General features: G+C 63.3%; 13 protein-coding genes and 1 pseudogene. 9 read left to right on the top strand and 5 right to left on the bottom strand.

Going from position 1 to position 16,272, the window contains the following annotated elements; genetic code table 11:
- Nucleotides 1–42 precede the first annotated feature (42 nt).
- The 5 genes and pseudogenes from cysT (at nucleotide 43) to NKI25_RS28170 (ending at nucleotide 4,388) form a co-directional block, all read left to right on the top strand.
- Nucleotides 43–867, top strand: coding sequence for a sulfate ABC transporter permease subunit CysT (gene cysT, locus NKI25_RS28155; RefSeq protein ID WP_023802342.1), 825 nt, complete (start codon nucleotides 43–45; stop codon nucleotides 865–867).
- Nucleotides 857–1,972 (top strand): sulfate ABC transporter permease, encoded by a 1,116-nt coding sequence (locus tag NKI25_RS28160; protein WP_352999996.1) that lies wholly within the window; start codon nucleotides 857–859, stop codon nucleotides 1,970–1,972. The genes cysT and NKI25_RS28160 overlap by 11 nt, the downstream gene beginning before the upstream one ends.
- Nucleotides 1,969–3,117, top strand: a complete 1,149-nt coding sequence (locus NKI25_RS28165; RefSeq protein WP_023802340.1) for a sulfate/molybdate ABC transporter ATP-binding protein — start codon at nucleotides 1,969–1,971, stop codon at nucleotides 3,115–3,117. Before NKI25_RS28160 ends, NKI25_RS28165 begins: the two co-directional genes overlap by 4 nt.
- A gap of 16 nt (nucleotides 3,118–3,133) precedes the next feature.
- Nucleotides 3,134–3,258: pseudogene (locus NKI25_RS36565) on the top strand (sulfate ABC transporter ATP-binding protein); the annotation flags it as partial.
- Nucleotides 3,259–3,608: 350 nt separating this feature from the next.
- The gene (locus NKI25_RS28170; protein ID WP_502897454.1) at nucleotides 3,609–4,388 is read left to right on the top strand and encodes a phosphodiester glycosidase family protein; all 780 of its coding nucleotides are present in this window, start codon (nucleotides 3,609–3,611) and stop codon (nucleotides 4,386–4,388) included.
- A 139-nt stretch (nucleotides 4,389–4,527) separates the two neighbouring features.
- Here the strand turns inward: NKI25_RS28170 and NKI25_RS28175 are convergent, their stop codons facing one another.
- Complete coding sequence (locus NKI25_RS28175; RefSeq protein ID WP_353000000.1) at nucleotides 4,528–5,355, bottom strand: DUF3800 domain-containing protein; 828 nt, start codon at nucleotides 5,353–5,355, stop codon at nucleotides 4,528–4,530.
- 75 nt (nucleotides 5,356–5,430) lie between these two features.
- On the bottom strand, nucleotides 5,431–6,528 hold the full coding sequence (locus tag NKI25_RS28180; protein WP_353000002.1) for an RHE_PE00001 family protein: 1,098 nt from the start codon (nucleotides 6,526–6,528) through the stop codon (nucleotides 5,431–5,433).
- Nucleotides 6,529–6,598: 70 nt separating this feature from the next.
- On the opposite strand from NKI25_RS28180, the gene NKI25_RS28185 reads away from it, so the two are divergent.
- The 4 genes from NKI25_RS28185 to NKI25_RS28200 all read left to right on the top strand — a co-directional run bounded on the left by NKI25_RS28185 (nucleotide 6,599) and on the right by NKI25_RS28200 (nucleotide 12,683).
- Complete coding sequence (locus NKI25_RS28185) at nucleotides 6,599–8,251, top strand: TnsB C-terminal domain-containing protein (RefSeq protein ID WP_502897453.1); 1,653 nt, start codon at nucleotides 6,599–6,601, stop codon at nucleotides 8,249–8,251.
- 7 nt (nucleotides 8,252–8,258) lie between these two features.
- Nucleotides 8,259–9,137: a TniB family NTP-binding protein gene (locus tag NKI25_RS28190; RefSeq protein ID WP_352623865.1), complete on the top strand. Its 879-nt coding sequence runs from the start codon at nucleotides 8,259–8,261 to the stop codon at nucleotides 9,135–9,137.
- A 5-nt stretch (nucleotides 9,138–9,142) separates the two neighbouring features.
- Nucleotides 9,143–10,210 (top strand): TniQ family protein, encoded by a 1,068-nt coding sequence (locus NKI25_RS28195; RefSeq protein ID WP_023722827.1) that lies wholly within the window; start codon nucleotides 9,143–9,145, stop codon nucleotides 10,208–10,210.
- A gap of 154 nt (nucleotides 10,211–10,364) precedes the next feature.
- On the top strand, nucleotides 10,365–12,683 hold the full coding sequence (locus NKI25_RS28200; RefSeq protein WP_353000004.1) for a TOTE conflict system archaeo-eukaryotic primase domain-containing protein: 2,319 nt from the start codon (nucleotides 10,365–10,367) through the stop codon (nucleotides 12,681–12,683).
- A gap of 82 nt (nucleotides 12,684–12,765) precedes the next feature.
- Here NKI25_RS28200 and NKI25_RS28205 read toward each other — a convergent pair whose 3' ends face one another.
- From NKI25_RS28205 to NKI25_RS28215, 3 genes are read right to left on the bottom strand one after another with little or no spacing between them, the layout of a single operon-like run.
- The gene (locus tag NKI25_RS28205; protein ID WP_353000006.1) at nucleotides 12,766–14,583 is read right to left on the bottom strand and encodes an SWIM zinc finger family protein; all 1,818 of its coding nucleotides are present in this window, start codon (nucleotides 14,581–14,583) and stop codon (nucleotides 12,766–12,768) included.
- Nucleotides 14,580–15,281, bottom strand: coding sequence for an SMC-Scp complex subunit ScpB (gene scpB / locus NKI25_RS28210; RefSeq protein WP_051409785.1), 702 nt, complete (start codon nucleotides 15,279–15,281; stop codon nucleotides 14,580–14,582). The genes NKI25_RS28205 and scpB overlap by 4 nt, the downstream gene beginning before the upstream one ends.
- 2 nt (nucleotides 15,282–15,283) lie before the next feature.
- Nucleotides 15,284–16,237 (bottom strand): DUF1403 family protein, encoded by a 954-nt coding sequence (locus NKI25_RS28215; protein ID WP_353000007.1) that lies wholly within the window; start codon nucleotides 16,235–16,237, stop codon nucleotides 15,284–15,286.
- Nucleotides 16,238–16,272 lie beyond the last annotated feature (35 nt).

Below are 16,272 nucleotides of genomic sequence, written 5' to 3' on the forward strand. Positions count from 1 at the left end.
AGGCGCGGGGCCGAACTTTGAGAGAGATGGGTTGGCAAGGTCATGGCAAGTGCAAACAGGAAAGTCTTGCCCGGGTACTCGCTGACGCTGGGTTACACGGTTTTCTACCTCAGCGTCCTGGTGCTCATTCCGATTACGGCGGTCTTTTTCAAGGCCGGGTCGCTGTCGTTCGAGGAGTTCTGGGGAGCGGTGTGGACGGAGCGGGCACGCGCGGCATATCTGTTGACGTTCGGCGCGGCCTTTGTCGCGGCGCTGATCAATCTGGTTCTCGGCCTTCTTATCGCATGGGTGCTGGTCCGCTACGATTTTCCGGGCAAGAAAATCGTGGATTCGCTCGTCGACCTGCCCCTGGCGCTGCCGACGGCGGTGGCCGGATTGGTCTACTCGGCGCTCTATGTCGAGAATGGCTGGCTCGGGCAGTACCTGGTTCCCTGGGGAATTGAGGGGGCCTATTCGCGCTTCGCGATCGTCCTGGTTCTGGTCTTCGTAGGGCTTCCCTTCGTTGTGAGAACGGTGCAGCCGATCCTCGAAGACATCGATCCGGAATCGGAGGAAGCCTCGGCCTCCCTGGGCGCCACGCGCCTGCAGAGTTTCCTGGATGTCATTCTCCCCAGCCTTTATCCCGCGCTCATCACGGGTTTTGCGCTGGCTTTCGCGCGCGGCGTGGGGGAATACGGCTCCGTCGTATTCGTGTCGGGCAACAAGCCGTATGAAACGGAAATCGCTGCGATCCTGATCGTGGCGCGCCTGGAGGAATTCGCCTATGGCGAAGCCACGGCGATTGCCGTCGTGCTGCTGGTCATTTCGTTCGCCATGCTGGTGATCATCAACATGCTGGAGCGTTGGAGCATGCGCCATGAGCGCTGAGGCCATATTGGAAAAACCGAGGGCAACTGCGCCTGCCCGCAGCATTAGGCGCGCGCAGCAGGACCCGGCCTGGGTCAGGTGGCTTCTAACGGGAGCCGCCCTTGCCATCGTCATCGTTCTGATCGTCATTCCGGTCACAAACATTTTCGTGCAAGCCCTCAGCGAGGGGGTGATGACCTACTGGCGCAATCTGTTCGACGATCCGGACACGCGGCACTCGATCGTTCTGACGTTGATCGTGGCCCCGATTGCGCTGGTCGCCAACACGGTGTTTGGCGTCGCGGCGGCCTGGGCAATCGCCAAGTTCAATTTCCGCGGCCGCACGCTGCTGACCGCCCTCATCGACTTGCCCTTTGCGGTGTCGCCGGTCGTGGCGGGGCTGATGTTCGTGCTGATCTTCGGGCGTCAGGGATATCTTGGGCCGTTCCTGAGGGCGGACGGCTACTCGATAATGCCGTATCTGATTTCGGCCCTCGCCGTCGGCATCTTCATTCTGCTGTTTTACATCTTGAGGCCGCTGAGCCCCAAGGCGCGTCGCGGACTGTGGAACCATCCCTATCTGGTGCTGCTGCTCGGCAGCGCCATCATCTTTGGCGTGCTGTTCTACCTTCAGGTCTATTTCGAGGTTTGGCCGCGCAATCAGAGCCTCAAGATCATCTTCGCCCTCCCCGGACTGGTTCTGGCCACGGCGTTCATCACCTTCCCGTTCGTCGCGCGCGAGCTGATCCCCGTGATGGAGGCCGTGGGCGTCGAGGAGGAACTGGCGGCGGTCAGTCTGGGAGCCAGCGGATGGCAGCTTTTCTGGCACATCACGGTGCCCAACATTAAGTGGGGACTGATCTACGGCGTCATCCTGTGCAATGCTCGCGCTATGGGAGAGTTCGGAGCCGTCTATGTGGTCTCTGGCCACATAGCGGGACAGACGGATACAATGCCGCTCCGTATCGAGAAGCTGTTTCAGGAGTATAATCTCCCCGGATCGTTCGCGGTTGCATCCTTGCTCACCCTCGTCGCGATCATCACACTGATCGCCAAGGTTCAGCTTGACCGGAGGGCTCCGAATGCAGCCAGTGTCCCGGCCCGGACAAATGGAGTTAAACCATGAGCATCTTGATCAAGGACGTTTCGAAGACGTTCGGGAACTACCGCGCGCTGGACAACGTCAGCCTTGAGGTGCCCGACGGGAACCTGGTCGCCTTGCTCGGCCCGTCCGGTTCGGGAAAGACTACCCTGCTGCGGATCATCGCCGGCCTCGAAGTCGCCGACTCTGGCACCGTGCTGCAACAGGACGAAGACATCACCAACTATTCCGCCCGTGATCGCAAGGTTGGTTTCGTCTTCCAGCACTACGCGCTGTTTCGCCATATGACGGTGGCGCAGAATGTCGGCTATGGCCTGAGGGTCCGCAAGACGCCCAAGCCGCAGATCCGCGAGCGCGTCGATGAGCTCATGAAGCTGATCCGCCTGGAAGGGTTGCAGGATCGCTACCCCAGCCAGTTGTCCGGCGGTCAACGCCAGCGTGTCGCCTTGGCGCGGGCACTTGCGGCCCAGCCCAAGGTTCTGTTGCTGGACGAGCCCTTCGGTGCGCTCGACGCCAAGGTACGTCAGGAACTTCGAAAGTGGCTGCGCAAGCTGCACGAAGAAATCCATGTGACGAGCCTCTTCGTCACACACGATCAGGAGGAAGCCTTCGAGCTTGCCGATCGTGTCGTGGTGATGAATCAGGCGCGCATCGAGCAGATCGGTACGCCGGACGAGATCTATGAGAACCCGGCCACCCCGTTCGTCTACAGTTTCCTTGGCAATGTGAACCTGTTCCATGGCCGAATTCGTCGTGGACGTTTGCGCCTGGGCGAGACCGAACTCTTTGTTCCTGAGCATGTCGCCGTGAAGGATGCGCCGGCGGTTGCATATGTCAGGCCTCACGAGGTCAAGGTGCGCGAGCAAGCCGGCGAAGGTGCCAATATCGCCGCGACTATTCAGCGCGTGAATTCCGCGGGACCGTTGGTGCAACTCGAACTGACTCGTAACGACGATGGCAGCCCATTAACTGCCCAGTTGAGCAAGGAGGAAAGCACCCAGCTTTCCCTGGAGCCGGGGGTGCAGGTGTATGTCGAACTGAAGAACGTGCGCGTCTTCCCAGAGGACAAGTCGAATCAGGGTGGCGGCCACGAGATTGCTCCCGACGTTTCGGACGCCGGAGACGCCCCACCGCTTTGTGCCGTGAAGGATTTGGCGGCTGCGTCCTGACCGAGTGACGCTCCGGCGAACGGGTGCGACACGGCCGCCTGCGGCCGAAATCAGGAAGCAGGCGATCGAGTTGCTCGATCTCGTCGATCTGGACTGGAGAAACGCTACCCGGCGCAGTTTTCCAGCGCGCAGCGCTGGCGCGCGCCATAGCGATCAAGCCCACGGGAGCGATTTCAGGTCCTCTGCAGCGTCAGCGAACGCGTGGTACCAGGTGCGGAGATGACGGTGTCGTTCCCGCCAGACGCTGTATAGATATTTCCCGCGCAGGACGAGTATATCGCTGGCATCGCTTAGGGTAGGATTTCGCCCTCTCCCGCAAACGACCCCAGCCTTGAGCGCCACGAATGGTTACGGCGCAGCACCGACCAACGTATTGAAGGCGTGTCAACGCTGTCGAGGATAGCCTGTTGCCATCGAAGGATTCGCCGATCATTTTTGGCGGAGATCATTTCACGTACTGTCTTTCTCGCTGCCTCCGAGACTTGTTGACGATGGTATTCTATCCCAAACACCTCGCTCCGATCCCGCTTCTCTTACTCGTCACCTCCTTCGCAGCCGCGCAACCTGTCTTGGCCCAACCGTGCGAGGAGCAAACGTTCGAAGAGGCAAAATTCATCGTATGCACCGCGACACCGGGGCATGACGACCTTCGATTGTTTTGGAAAGATGCCCATGGCGACCCCTATCGTCGTTTCCCGGCCATAGCCAAGACGGTCGCCAACGAAGGACGAACGCTGGTATTCGCGATGAACGCCGGCATGTATCTAACCGACTTCTCGCCGATTGGACTCTATGTCGAGAACGGCCAGGAACTGCGGCCCGCCAGCACGAAGACAATGGATGGCCCGCCTGGAAAGATGCCCAACTTCTACAAGAAGCCGAATGGCGTGTTCTTTCTGAATGACGCCGATGCCGGGATCCTGCCGACGACCGACTATCTGAAGCGTCGACCAAAGGCGCGGTTTGCCACCCAGTCCGGCCCGATGCTCGTGATCAAAAACAAGCTGAATCCCATCTTCATTGCCGGATCGAGCGATCGAACGCGTCGAAGCGGCGTCGGAGTCTGCGACGGTGGGCTAGTCAACTTCGCGATAAGCGAGGACGCCGTGAACTTTCATAACTTCGCGCGCCTGTTTCGCGACCACCTCAGTTGTCCCAATGCGCTGTTTCTGGATGGCGGCAATGGCGTGGGCATCTACGAGCCTCACTTGGGCCGTAGCGACATGTCATGGCACGGCGGATTTGGCCCCGTCTTCGGTCTTGTAGAATAATGGCGATGGGCGCGACGCCAGCCTCGCCTACGCTGAGCCAGCATCTCAACAGCAAGTCTTGAAAACAGAGGTCAACCACACCATAATACCAGTGTGAGCAACGCTCCGGGGTTGGCGCCAAGCGCCAGCCGACACTTTCTCAAAGGCTCGGTTCGTCCGGGCCTTTGTCGTTTATGCGCTCGAAGCAGCTGTACTTAATGCCAAGGCTCGCGCGCTCGTTCGGATCGAGCAAGGCGTCGATCAACCGCTTGTTCTCCATCAGGGATACGTAGGGTCGGTAGGTCGGATCGTAGCCACCTTTGGCCATAGGATACAGAACCAGGTCCGCAATCTGAATCATCGGGGTGGCCTTGGTCCTGCCTCGCGGCTCGCCTCTGACAATGTCCCGGAACTCTGCCGCGCTCAGCGACTGATAGGACGCGGAATTGTTTTCGTCGAAAGGCATCCCGTCCTTCTTCAGCGAGCGAGCAAAGGCGATCAGTTCGTTGTCCTCGACCCTGCCAGCGCGTTCGAAAAATACGCGCAGCTTTCGGCCGCGGCTTCGCGCGAATTTGGCGGCACGCTCGATCAGGATGCAGTAGGCAGTCTTGCTCATCAACCAGAGCCGGTCCCTGTACCGGGAAACATAGCCCGGCCGGTCGATTACTGCCGCTATGCCGACGATCGGCAGGTCCACGAGGAACCGCTCCAGATCGGAGAGAAATGCGAATGCCGCTTCGGGACGTTTCAACCAGCCGAAATCGCCGCGCCCGCCCCGGATTGCCCAAGAATGCAGCGGATAGTTGATATGGTGGCTATTGCAGAAGGCCTTGTATCTGGCGAAAAGCTCGTCGACGTCTTCCTCATTGATGAGGATTCCGCCGAACGCGAAACAATCCATCTCGTCACGACGCTTCACCAGCGGCTCCCTGTCTGGGTCGCGGCTTCCAGTGTCATCGATGTAAAGATGGATTTCGGGATCTGCCATTTGGGATGTTCGCTGATGTCGAATCGGAATGCGCCAGACGCAGCGCCTCTGTATAGCCGACGATGCGCTGCGCGCCTAAACGATCCCCCAGGCCCGGAAACTTCCCCGGCCTGTCAGCTCGCGCAAGCTGAATGCGCCGATAAGATCGAGCGCGCCCTGCCGGGACACTTTCAACGCCGCCTGTACCATGCTGGTGGAAACCATCGGCCGGGAAAGCACAAGATCCATCAGGACGGGCAGCTTCGAGCTGGAGCGGCGGCCGCGCAGCACGCGCTCCATCCGCTCTCTGGCGAGCAGCAGGCGATCATGCTCCTTCAGCCCGGCGACGGCCGCCTCGCGGATCGCATCGATGAATGCGGCCACCCGCTCGGTGCGGGCGCGCGACCGCCGGCGCTCACGTGGAATCTTCTGGGCGCCGAGATGCAGGCAAGCGAGATGGTTGGCGGTGACGCCCTCTTCTCGAAGCATCGCGCCAACCAGCAACCCGCCGATCCAGGCGCCGCGCTGCAGCACCTCGATGTCGGCCCAAGCTTCAAGCGCAAGTGCAGCCCGCAGCACCGCCGGCAACTCCGACGTACGATCGAGGACCTGCCGCCATTCGGCAAGGCGGGCGTCCTCGTTCCAGTCGAGATCGTAGAGGACGGAAAGGCGCTCGTCCCCTTGCGGAGCGGTCTTCGGCGGAACAACTTCGCCGGCGAGCAGCCGTGAAGATCGCGCCAGCACCGCGTCGATCTCAGCGAACTCCTCGGCGAGCTGATCGGCCTCCGTCTCATCCCAGGGGTCCGCAGGATCAGCCGCAGCCTCCCCCTCCCCTTCCCGGTCGCTTTCCGCCGGCGCCGCCGACGCGCTGCCCCGGCCGGTCAGCTCGCGCAGTCCCTCTAGGCCAAGCGCCCAGTCGCGGGCCTGCGACAGGATACGACGACGCTTGCGCACGACGGTGTGAGCGAGGGTCAACTCGTGCGTTGGCGTGCGTTGGTCCATCTCGGCGTCGCGGCAGACGAGGTCCTCCAGATGCACCAGCTCGCCTTCGATCCACATCGCAGCGACCGCATCATGGAAATTCATCCGCTCGATCCAGCCGTCGCGCACCGGCGATTGGGCAAGGCGCTCATCGAGGCGCACCAAACTCTCGGTGTGGCTTTTACTTGCGGATTTCAATCCTGCGAATGTCATATCCGCGTTGGCTTTGGGTGGTATTGCGCGACTGATTTCTCGCTAAGAATTTCAATCATGGGGTGCCGCCTTGCAGAAGCTGGTGCAAAAGGGGCCTTCGGCCGCGTCCCGAACTGCGACCGACGACCACTGGTCGCAGGCGCGGCGGATAGCGAGCGAACTCGACAAGGTCCTCGATGGTTCCGCGCCGCGCCGATCGGCGATTGCTCGCGTAGCGGCTGAGCTGCAGTTGTCGACCCGTCAGATCTACAATCTCCTGGCGCGCTATCGTGACGACCGAACAGTAACGGTGCTCTTGCCGAAAACGGGCAACACACGCCGGAAGCGGTTGCCGTCGAAGATCGAGGAAATCATTGCTGCGACATTGCGCGAGCAGTGGCTTGTTCTGGAAGCGCCGCCGCTTGCCCCTGTCGTCGCCGAAATCCGCGCGCGTTGCGAGGAGGCCGGCCTTCGACCGCCGTCCTACATTGCCGCCGCGCGCCGCATCCCGGCTTTGTTCACGCCGGAAGAGATTGCCAAGGGGCGGTCAGCCAACCGGAAGCACCTTCGTCGCCTCAAGCCGCGGCCGGGCTATATCCATGCCCCGCGCCCGCTCGACGTCTGTCAGATCGATCACACGCCGACCGACATCAACTTCGTCGAGGTGGTCGACGGTGCCGGCATTTTCGTCGGCCGCGCCTACCTGACCATCCTCACCGACGTGTTCTCGCGCTGCATTCTGGGTTTCTGCCTGTCCCTGGAAAAGCCGTCTTCCCTCTCCGTCGCACTCTGTCTTGCGCACGCAATGTGCCCGAAGGAGCAGTGGATGGCCGCACGCGGCCTTGACCATGACTGGCCAATGCTCGGCCGACCACGCCGACTCGTCACGGACTCGGCCAAGGAGTTCAAGGGGCGGGCGTTTCAGCGCGGCTGCGAGGAATACGGCATCGGCATCCGATATCGTGACCGCGGCCGCGTCCATCAGGGTGGTGTGGTCGAGCGTCTGCTGGGCAAGCTCAATGCCGTGCTTGCTACGCACCCGGGATCGACCGGACGATCGGTGGCCGACCGTGACGAATATCCGTCTGAGAAACGTGCTTGCCTGAGCTTTGCCGATCTCGAGCGTTGCGTCGCGCTTGCTGTCGTCGATCACAATCTCCAGGAGAACGCCAAGACGCTAAAAGTGCCGCTTACCGAGTGGCAGGCACACGCGGTGGATAATCCGCGCTTCAATGACGACGCGCATGACGTCCTGCTGACGTTTCTGCCGGGTGCCGAACGGCGCCTGACGCCGCAAGGCATCAGCATGTTTGCCCTGTTCTATTACGCGCCATGGCTCGGTTCGTTCGTTCCCGAACGCGACCGGTTGGGCAAGCTGGAGATTCGTTACGATCCGCGCGACATCAGTCATGTCTATGTCCGCGACCCCGCAGGTGTCGCCTTTCGCTCGGTCCGGCGCCGTGACGGGATTTTGACGCCGGTCACCCTGTGGGAGCACGAAAGCGACCGCGCCAACCGCCGGATGGCGAATGCCCCGTCGAATGTCGAGAAGGTCCAGCTCCGCCGTGAGATTGCGTCCGTTGCCGGAACCGCCAAGCACAAGAAGACGGAATTGCGCAACGCCGTTCGCGCTGGCCATGCGGCGGGAGCTTCCAAGCCTTATGAGGCAATGGCGCCGGTGCCGCCGGCCCCGGTGGAGCACCCGGTGCGTCAAAAGCGGCGGCTGCCGATCGAAGAATGGTAGCGCGTGAATGGCCGATCATCTTCTCGACCATGTACGGCCCTATCTCGATGGAAACATCGAGGAGCGGATCGCCTTCATCCGCTCGCCGCGCTGGATCGGCCATCACGCGGCGCTGGACGCTCATGAGCGGTTGGCCGACTTGCTTTCCCGTCCGGCTGCACTGCGCACCGGCGGCCTGATGCTGATTGGTCCTTACGCCAACGGCAAGACGATGGTCGCCGAGCGATTCGCAATCGAGCATTTGAGGATGTCTCCGACGCAACGGGTCTGGATCGTGCAAACCCACGAGGGCGCAGGGCTTGCCCATTTCTATGCCAGCGTCCTTCAGGCGCTGAAAGCGCCGATCGGCAACGTCCGCAATGTTGGTCGGAAGGCTGCGCAACTCGATCACTTGCTCGCCAGCCTCGCGCCCCGAATCCTGATCTTCGACGAATTCCACAACGCGTTACGCGGCCGCACCCGCGACGTCGAGGCGATCTTCGCCTTCCTGCGTCGGCTTGGCCGGATTCACGACATCTCGCCGGTGCTGATCGGTGAGGTCGCCGTCTATGACTTTATCAATGCGACCGATGAAATGGCGAGCCGGTTCGAGCTGTGCGCGGTCCCGCGGTGGCGCTATGGCGAAGAATATCTGGCGCTCCTCGACAGTCTCGAGGCGGCCCTGCCGCTCGCCAAAAGCTCCGACCTGTCGGAGGAAGAAATGGCGCGCAAGATCTTTTCGCTCTCGGAGGGCCTGATCGGCGAGGTCGTCGCCATCCTCACCAAGGCGGCGGTGGTCGCCGTCCGATCCGGCGCCGAGTGCATCTCGATGGCGATGATCGATCGGTTAGGCCACATTCCACTCTCGGCCCGTCGTCAGGCGCCGGTGCGCGAAGCCCTGCTATAGCGGCTATGACCGGCACGGCCGAGTTCGCGATCGAAGTGCAGTCGCACTACCGGGAGATTCATTCCGACCGCTGGCCAGTCGTGGTCGTGCCGCAAGCGGATGAGCTGCTATCGAGCTGGCTCAATCGCCTGGCGTTCGCCAATGGCATCGCACCGCGCCATTTTGCCGACGTTTTCGGGATAGACGGCGGCATGTGGTCGGCGCGGCTCGATCTTGCGCTGCCGGATGGCGCGGCGCGCCTGCTTCATCACTATTCCGGAGTTGCGCGAGACACTTTGGCTGCAATGACCCTTGCGCAGGATGAGCGCACGCGCCTCCTGCTACCACTGCGCCAGACCGGCCACCGAGGGCGCTCGACCTGGCTGCAATTCTGCCCTCAGTGCCTCACCTCCGATTTGGCGCCTTACTTCCGCCGGCGGTGGCGGATGGCGAGCAGTATCTCCTGCCCGATGCACGGCTGCGGGCTGCGTGACCGGTGTCCGTCTTGCGGCAGCGGCACTGCAGCATTTAATCAATCGGGCCTTATTCCGCAGCATCATTGCGCCACTTGCCATTTCGACCTGAGAACAGCCGCGAAAGTCAGCGTGAAAGCGGCAACGCGGCGTTTCGAGCGCTGCCTTCATGACATGCTCCGCATGGAGGCCGCCAAGGGCTTTCTCGCAAAGAGTTCGCTGATCGCGCGACTCCTCAGCCTTCCGACGGCCGTTGATCCCGGCTCGGCCAGGACGCTGATCAACCTATCTTCAGCCGCGCGCATCCGCTGTTTCGACCAAATAGCAGAAGAATGTCACGATCATCTGACGGCCGGGACGGAGGCTTTCGAAATCATCTTCTGGCGTCAGCGCATTCTCGCCGCCGGTAGCCTTGCTGCAGCCTTGCAACCGCTCTGCCAGTGGATGCGCAAGCGTGTCATGATCGAGGACGAAGCTCCCCAAAGGACGATTGATATCCAGGGCGTCGATCTTTCTGCCCTGATTGGCGCTTATCGACGTGTTAGAGAACGGCAGTTAGGTGGTCATGGTACCAGAGCATATCGGCCTGTTGGAGGCCGAGCTGACATATCTGGCGTTTGATTGACAGACAGTGGTTCAGGCTGTGTCGAAATGCGATTTTGAAAGAGACGATGAGATTGACCGTATCCGTGCCCGCCTGGAATCGCTGGCTGCGGAGCGACGAGCCCTTGAAGCAAGACTTGTCGAGCTTGATCAGCCACAGGCACTGCTCCCCTTGGCGGACCTGTCCGCGCCTTTCGCCGAAGCCGCGCCGGTCACCAATGCGTCAACGGCGGTAGACAAAATTGCTCTGTTCCGCCGCCTATTTGCTGGCCGATCGGACGTGCATCCGGTCCGCTGGGAAAACAGGAAGGCGGGGCGGTCGGGCTATGCGCCGGCCTGCGCCAATGAGTGGGTGAAGGGAATCTGCGGCAAGCCGCGGGTAAAATGTGGCGAATGTCCACGTCAGGCCTTCATTCCGGTCTCCGACGACGTAATTGAAAACCATCTGCGTGGCGCGACCGGGTCGCGACGCGGCTCCGAGAACTTCGTTGCCGGGGTCTACCCGCTGCTGCTCGACGAAACCTGCTGGTTCCTGGCGGCTGATTTCGACGGCGAGAGTTGGTCCGCGGATGCAATCGCCATGATGGAAACTTGCGATGCCAAGGGCATTGATTCCGCGCTCGAGCGGTCGCGGTCCGGCAATGGCGGGCATCTCTGGATTTTCTTCTCCGAACCGATCCCGGCGCGCTCCGCGCGACAGCTCGGCTCCCTCCTCGTGACCGAGACCATGGAGCGACGCCCGGAAATCGGCTTTGCTTCTTACGACCGCTTCTTTCCAAGCCAGGACACCATGCGTATTGGCGGATTCGGGAACCTCATCGCCCTTCCGCTGCAGCGGCGCGCGCGGGAACAGGGCAACAGCGTCTTTGTCGATCGAGATCTGCGTCCCTATGCCGACCAGTGGGCGTTCCTGTCGTCATTGCCGCTTCTGCCCGCCGACGCGGTGAGCCGCTTGGTAGACGAGGCGGAGATGCGGGGCCGCGTGCTCGGCGTGCGATTGCCGGTCGAGGACGAAGCAGCGGATGAGCCCTGGCGGATGACGCCTTCCAGGCGTGCTCCGATCGTAGTCACCGAGCCGCTGCCAGACCGAATCAAGATCGTGCTCGCGGATCAGGCCTATGTCGAACGCACCGGCCTGCCCGCCACCATGGTGGCGCGGCTCATTCGGTTGGCTGCTTTCCAGAATCCGGAGTTCTATCGCGCCCAGGCCATGCGCCTGTCGACCTTCGGCAAACCCCGGATCATTTCCTGCGCGGAGGTGCATCCGAGTCATGCCGGCCTGCCACGCGGCTGTCTGGACGAGGTGATCGGCCTGATCCGGAATCACGGCGGTGACGTCGACCTGGAGGATCGCCGGGAATCGGGAGCTTCGCTTCCCGAAGGCACACGGTTTCTCGGCGCGCTGAGGGGCAGGCAGGTCGAAGCCAATGAAGCGCTGGCGGCGCACGACTTTGGCGTGCTAGCTGCCGCCACGGCATTCGGCAAGACGGTCGTCACCGCGGCACTGATCGCGCAGCGCGCCCGCAACACGCTGATCCTCGTGCACCGCCGAGAACTGCTCGCCCAGTGGGTCGAACGTCTGAAAGCCTTCCTCGCAATTGACCCGCAGCATATCGGCGTCATTGGCGGCGGGCGCCGCAAACCGACAGGCATTATCGACATCGCGCTTATCCAGAGCCTTGTCCGGCGCGGCGAAGTTTCGGATCTGGTGGCCGACTACGGCCATCTCGTCGTAGACGAGTGCCATCATCTGTCCGCAGCAAGCTTCGAGCTGGTGGCGCGGCGCGCCAAGGCGAAATACGTCCTCGGCCTGTCGGCGACTGTCGCGCGCAAGGACGGGCACCATCCGATCATCTTCATGCAATGCGGACCGGTCCGGTATCGCGCGAGTGCGCGCCACCAGGCAATCGAAAGCACATTGAGCCACCGTGTCCTGGAACGACCGACCACATTCCAGCTTCCGCTTTCCCTTGCGAACATGGAACGCCCCTCGATGCCAGCAATCTATGCCGCGCTTGCTGTGGACGAGCCCCGCAACGATCTGATCTTCGACGACGTGCTGAAGGCGCTGGAAGCGGGGCGGTCGCCGGTCGTGCTGACCGAACGGCGGGATCATCTCGAACGCTTGCAGGCGCGATTTGCCAAGTTTGCTCGCAATCTCGTGGTCCTGCGCGGCGGCATGAAGGCTGCGGACCGCAATGCGGCCGAGGCTGCCCTTCGCGTATCGGACGATCAGGAACGGCTCATTCTGGCGACAGGCCGCTATCTCGGAGAAGGCTTTGACGACCATCGGCTCGACACGCTGTTCCTGACCATGCCGATCTCGTGGAAGGGGACGCTCGCCCAGTATGTCGGGCGCCTGCATCGCGAACATCAGGGCAAGTCCGACGTTCTCGTCTATGATTATGTCGACAGGGCCGTGCAGGTTCTGGCGCGTATGGCCGCGAAGCGGCGGACCGGATATCGGACCCTTGGCTACCGTCTGGAATAGCGTCGGTCAGGGTCTATCGACGATGTTGCCGCGTTCGTGCGACGATATGGCGGTTTGGCTCTCCAAGGCCGTCCGGCCATGCCTATGCGCCCGGGCGCAACGCTTGGAGCAGCGGCTTGAGCTTGTGCTTGCGCCGGTGTTTTTCGATAAGCTTGTCGATCCTTTCGATCCTGTCGTCGAACCGGCCCGCCGCATCATAGGCGAGCACCGCCTTTTCCAGCCACTGCGCCGCCAGTTCGTAGAATCCGGCCTGGCCCGAATCCATGACGTTGACGGCCATGCGCTCGCAGACATCGATGACCCAGTCGGGATGGCTGGCGTGCGCCGCCTCGGCGAGGCGCATAAGAACCGTATTGGACGGATTGCGCAAAACGTTCTCGACGTCGACGGACCGCACCGCCTCGTCGATCCTGCCTTCGTTCAGGAAAATCTCGGTCCGGTCGTGAGCGTGTTTCGCCGCCGCCAACTTCGCGAGAAGGCGGGCGCGCATCGCCGTCCATTCCGGTCCGGCCAGGGTCTCGGCCGCCCGAAAATCATCGAGCGACAGACTGTGCTCGAAAGCGGCGCCCGCCGCCGTCAATGCGGGTTCTCTCCTGGCCAGCGCGGCGGCGCAATCGCGCAGCCAGCGCGCGAGACCGACAATCCCATAGGAGCGGTCCTCTTCCGCCTTCAGCGTCAGACCCCATTCGGCCAGTTCCAGCGCCTCGTCGATCTGTCCCGCCTCCTTCAAGACCTGTGAGAGCAGCAGAACCTCTTCGGCGGAGCGAAACTGTTTCCGGGCATAAGCGGCAGCTTCCGCGACACGTGCCAGCCGCACGAGCATCGCGGCATGATCGCCATGCCGTCCCGCCGCTCTGGCGAGGTTGAGAAATTCCTCCGCCCGCCCGCCGATATCGAGCACCCGCAGCCGGGCTTCCGTCAGCCGCTCCATGATCCAGTCGCCCTGGCCCGAGAGCGGCCAGGTTCGTCCCCGGCCGGCCATCACGTCCGCAAGACCGATCTCATCCCAGCCCTGTTCGAGCGCATCGATCGCGACCTGCAGATGGTCGTCGAGGCCGTAGCCGTCGAGTTCGCCCTGCCAGACATCGAGCCGCGCCATCAGGTCGTCGCGTTCGCCAGGTGCGAGATCGCTCATCAGGACCGCCTCGGCGATCAGTTGGCCGAGCACGGGAAAAAACTCGTGCAGCGTTTCGTCCCAGTCGGCCTGTTCGAGCCATGCGGGCACCAGGGCCTCGGTGACCGGCTCCAAAATGGCGAGGGCGTTGCGACCGTCACCCGCCTCGAGGAAAGGCCTCGCCTTGTCGATCAGCGCCGCGACGCCGTCCTCGTCGATCGCGGGGACATCGTCGCTCCAGCCGCGTCTTCGGGAATTGCGCCCCGACAGCAGCGCCTCAGCCTGCCGTCTGATCGGTTTCGGATCGACGGCGGTGCGGCGCGCACCCGCCAAAAATCCGTCCGGCGCGCCGACGGCCAGTTCCGCCTCGAGCCAGAGCACCAAGCCCGGATCCTCCTCGGCCCGGCTGATCAGCAGCGCCGCCAGCGCCGCCCGATCGAGGTCCCGGAGCATGTCCGCGAGCGGAAGCCTTTCCACGACCTCGCCCGGCTTGGCAACAAACTTCAGGAGCACGGCGACGACATGCTTGCAGGCGCCGCCCCAGTCGTAGGGGCAGGAGCAGCGTGTCTCGATCACGCCGCGCGTGTCGGCGACGCCGCCATCGCGGAGCCTGACCGACACGACGTAAGGCGCGAATTCGCTGCCTTCGACCTGCGCGGTCAGGACATCGCCGCGGCGCACGAGTTCGGAAACAGCCCCGCTGCGAAAGTAGCTTTTGCCGCGCGCGAAGGATTCCTCGATGGCGAGGGCACGGATCGTGTCTTCCCCGAATGGCGGTGGCGTCATGGCAGCCCCTGCTCCTCCGCCTCTGCGTCTTCGCTGACAATGCCGAGCGCGCCGGACAAGTCGGCGAGCAGTTTTGCCTTGTCGAGCAGGCCGGCGTCCTCGAGCTTCTCCATGTCGGGGAGATCGCGCAGCGTCTCGAAGCTGAAGTGGGACAGGAAGGTCTTCGTCGTCACATAGGTGTAGGGCGCCCCCGGCTGCGGCGCGCGCGGTCCGGAAGCAATGAAGCCGGCGCCGCGCAGATTGCCAATGAGGTCGCGGCTGATCTCGCGGCCGAAAAACCCGGACAGCTCGGCGCGGGTGATCGGCTGGAAATACGCCACCGTCATCAGCACCAGCGCTTCCGATTGCGACAGGTCGACGGTCTGTTCGCTGACGCCCGAAGCGGCGCGGATAGCGTCTGAAAAAGCCGGCCGGGTGCGGTGCTGCCAGCCGTCGGCGACCGCCACCAGATCGTAGGGTCGGCCGCGCAGTTCGGCGCGGATGTCGTCGATCAGAAGATCGAGATTGCAGTCGCGGCCCACCATCCGCGCAAGAACCTCCCGCGACACCGGCTGGTGGGAAGCGAAAATGACGGCCTCGACCCGCCCCATCCATTCACGCCACCGAACCTCCGGCGGCAGGTGGTCGAGATCTCGGTCAAGCAACAGTCGTTGCCCATCCCCATTTCCTCGGCGAGCCTTCGTCGGACGCGCCGCCATCATCACAGCCCGTAGATGCGAAAGGTGGCGCGGCCGGACAGTTCGCGCACCGCGCCGAGACCGGTCAGCCGCTCGAACAGGCGCCGCGCGCCCCATCGCGACAGATGGGGCGTCTGCAGCGAGCCGGGCACGGCGTCCTCGTCGAGAAGCAACCTGATCGCCTCCCCCGCCCCTTTCGCCCTGAGCTTGGGCGCCGCCGCGGCAAGCCGGGCGGCGTTCCGGGCGATGTCGGCGGCCAGCCGGCAGGCCTCCACCGAGGCTTGCGCGACCGCGAGGCAGACCGCCCGCTCGAACTTTTGCTCCCCCGGCCGTATTTTTGCGCCTCGTGCGCCCTCGGTGCGAAAGGCTGACGAATGCACCTGCGCCATCAGCAGCGGCACCGGCCGCGGCCAGCGCAATCTTTGCGCCAGCGCCAGGTCGGCGAGCCACCAGCCCAAAAACGCCGCCTCCGGCCGCGCGGCGTGGACGTGCCCGGCGATGGCGGCGGCCATGAACGGCGCCGGCGGCGCGGACCGCAGCAGATCGTCCATGCGTTCGGGGATGGTCGCCAGCGCGCCATCCCAGCGGACCCCGAGCAAGTCGCAGATTCCGCGCAGGCCGTCGGCGTCGACCGCCGGCGAGCGTGAGGCCAGTCGTTTCCATGCCGCAAAAATGGCGCCGGAGGGGCCGGGATCGTCGCCTGGGCTGCGCAGATGCCAGGCGTCGCGCAGCGCCGCCTCGTCCTCGGCGCGGCCGGCGAGGCGCACGGCGGCCGCGGCGCATTTCAACGCCTGGCGCTGGCGCCAGGCGCCGGCCCAGGGCGGTGCCGCGCGCACCAGAGTGTCGAGCGCATGCAACGCCGCGCCGGCCATGAACGCCGCCTCCGCATCGCTTGTCACCGACCCGCGCTGGGTCGCCCAGCCGGGCACGGTGGGCGGCTCGCAGGATGCAATCGGCGACATGGCGGGACGAATCATGGCGTGGACGATAACGCCATCGTGCGCTTTTCGCT

The sequence above is a fragment of the Mesorhizobium sp. M0808 genome (assembly GCF_040320025.1).
Classification (GTDB): domain Bacteria; phylum Pseudomonadota; class Alphaproteobacteria; order Rhizobiales; family Rhizobiaceae; genus Mesorhizobium.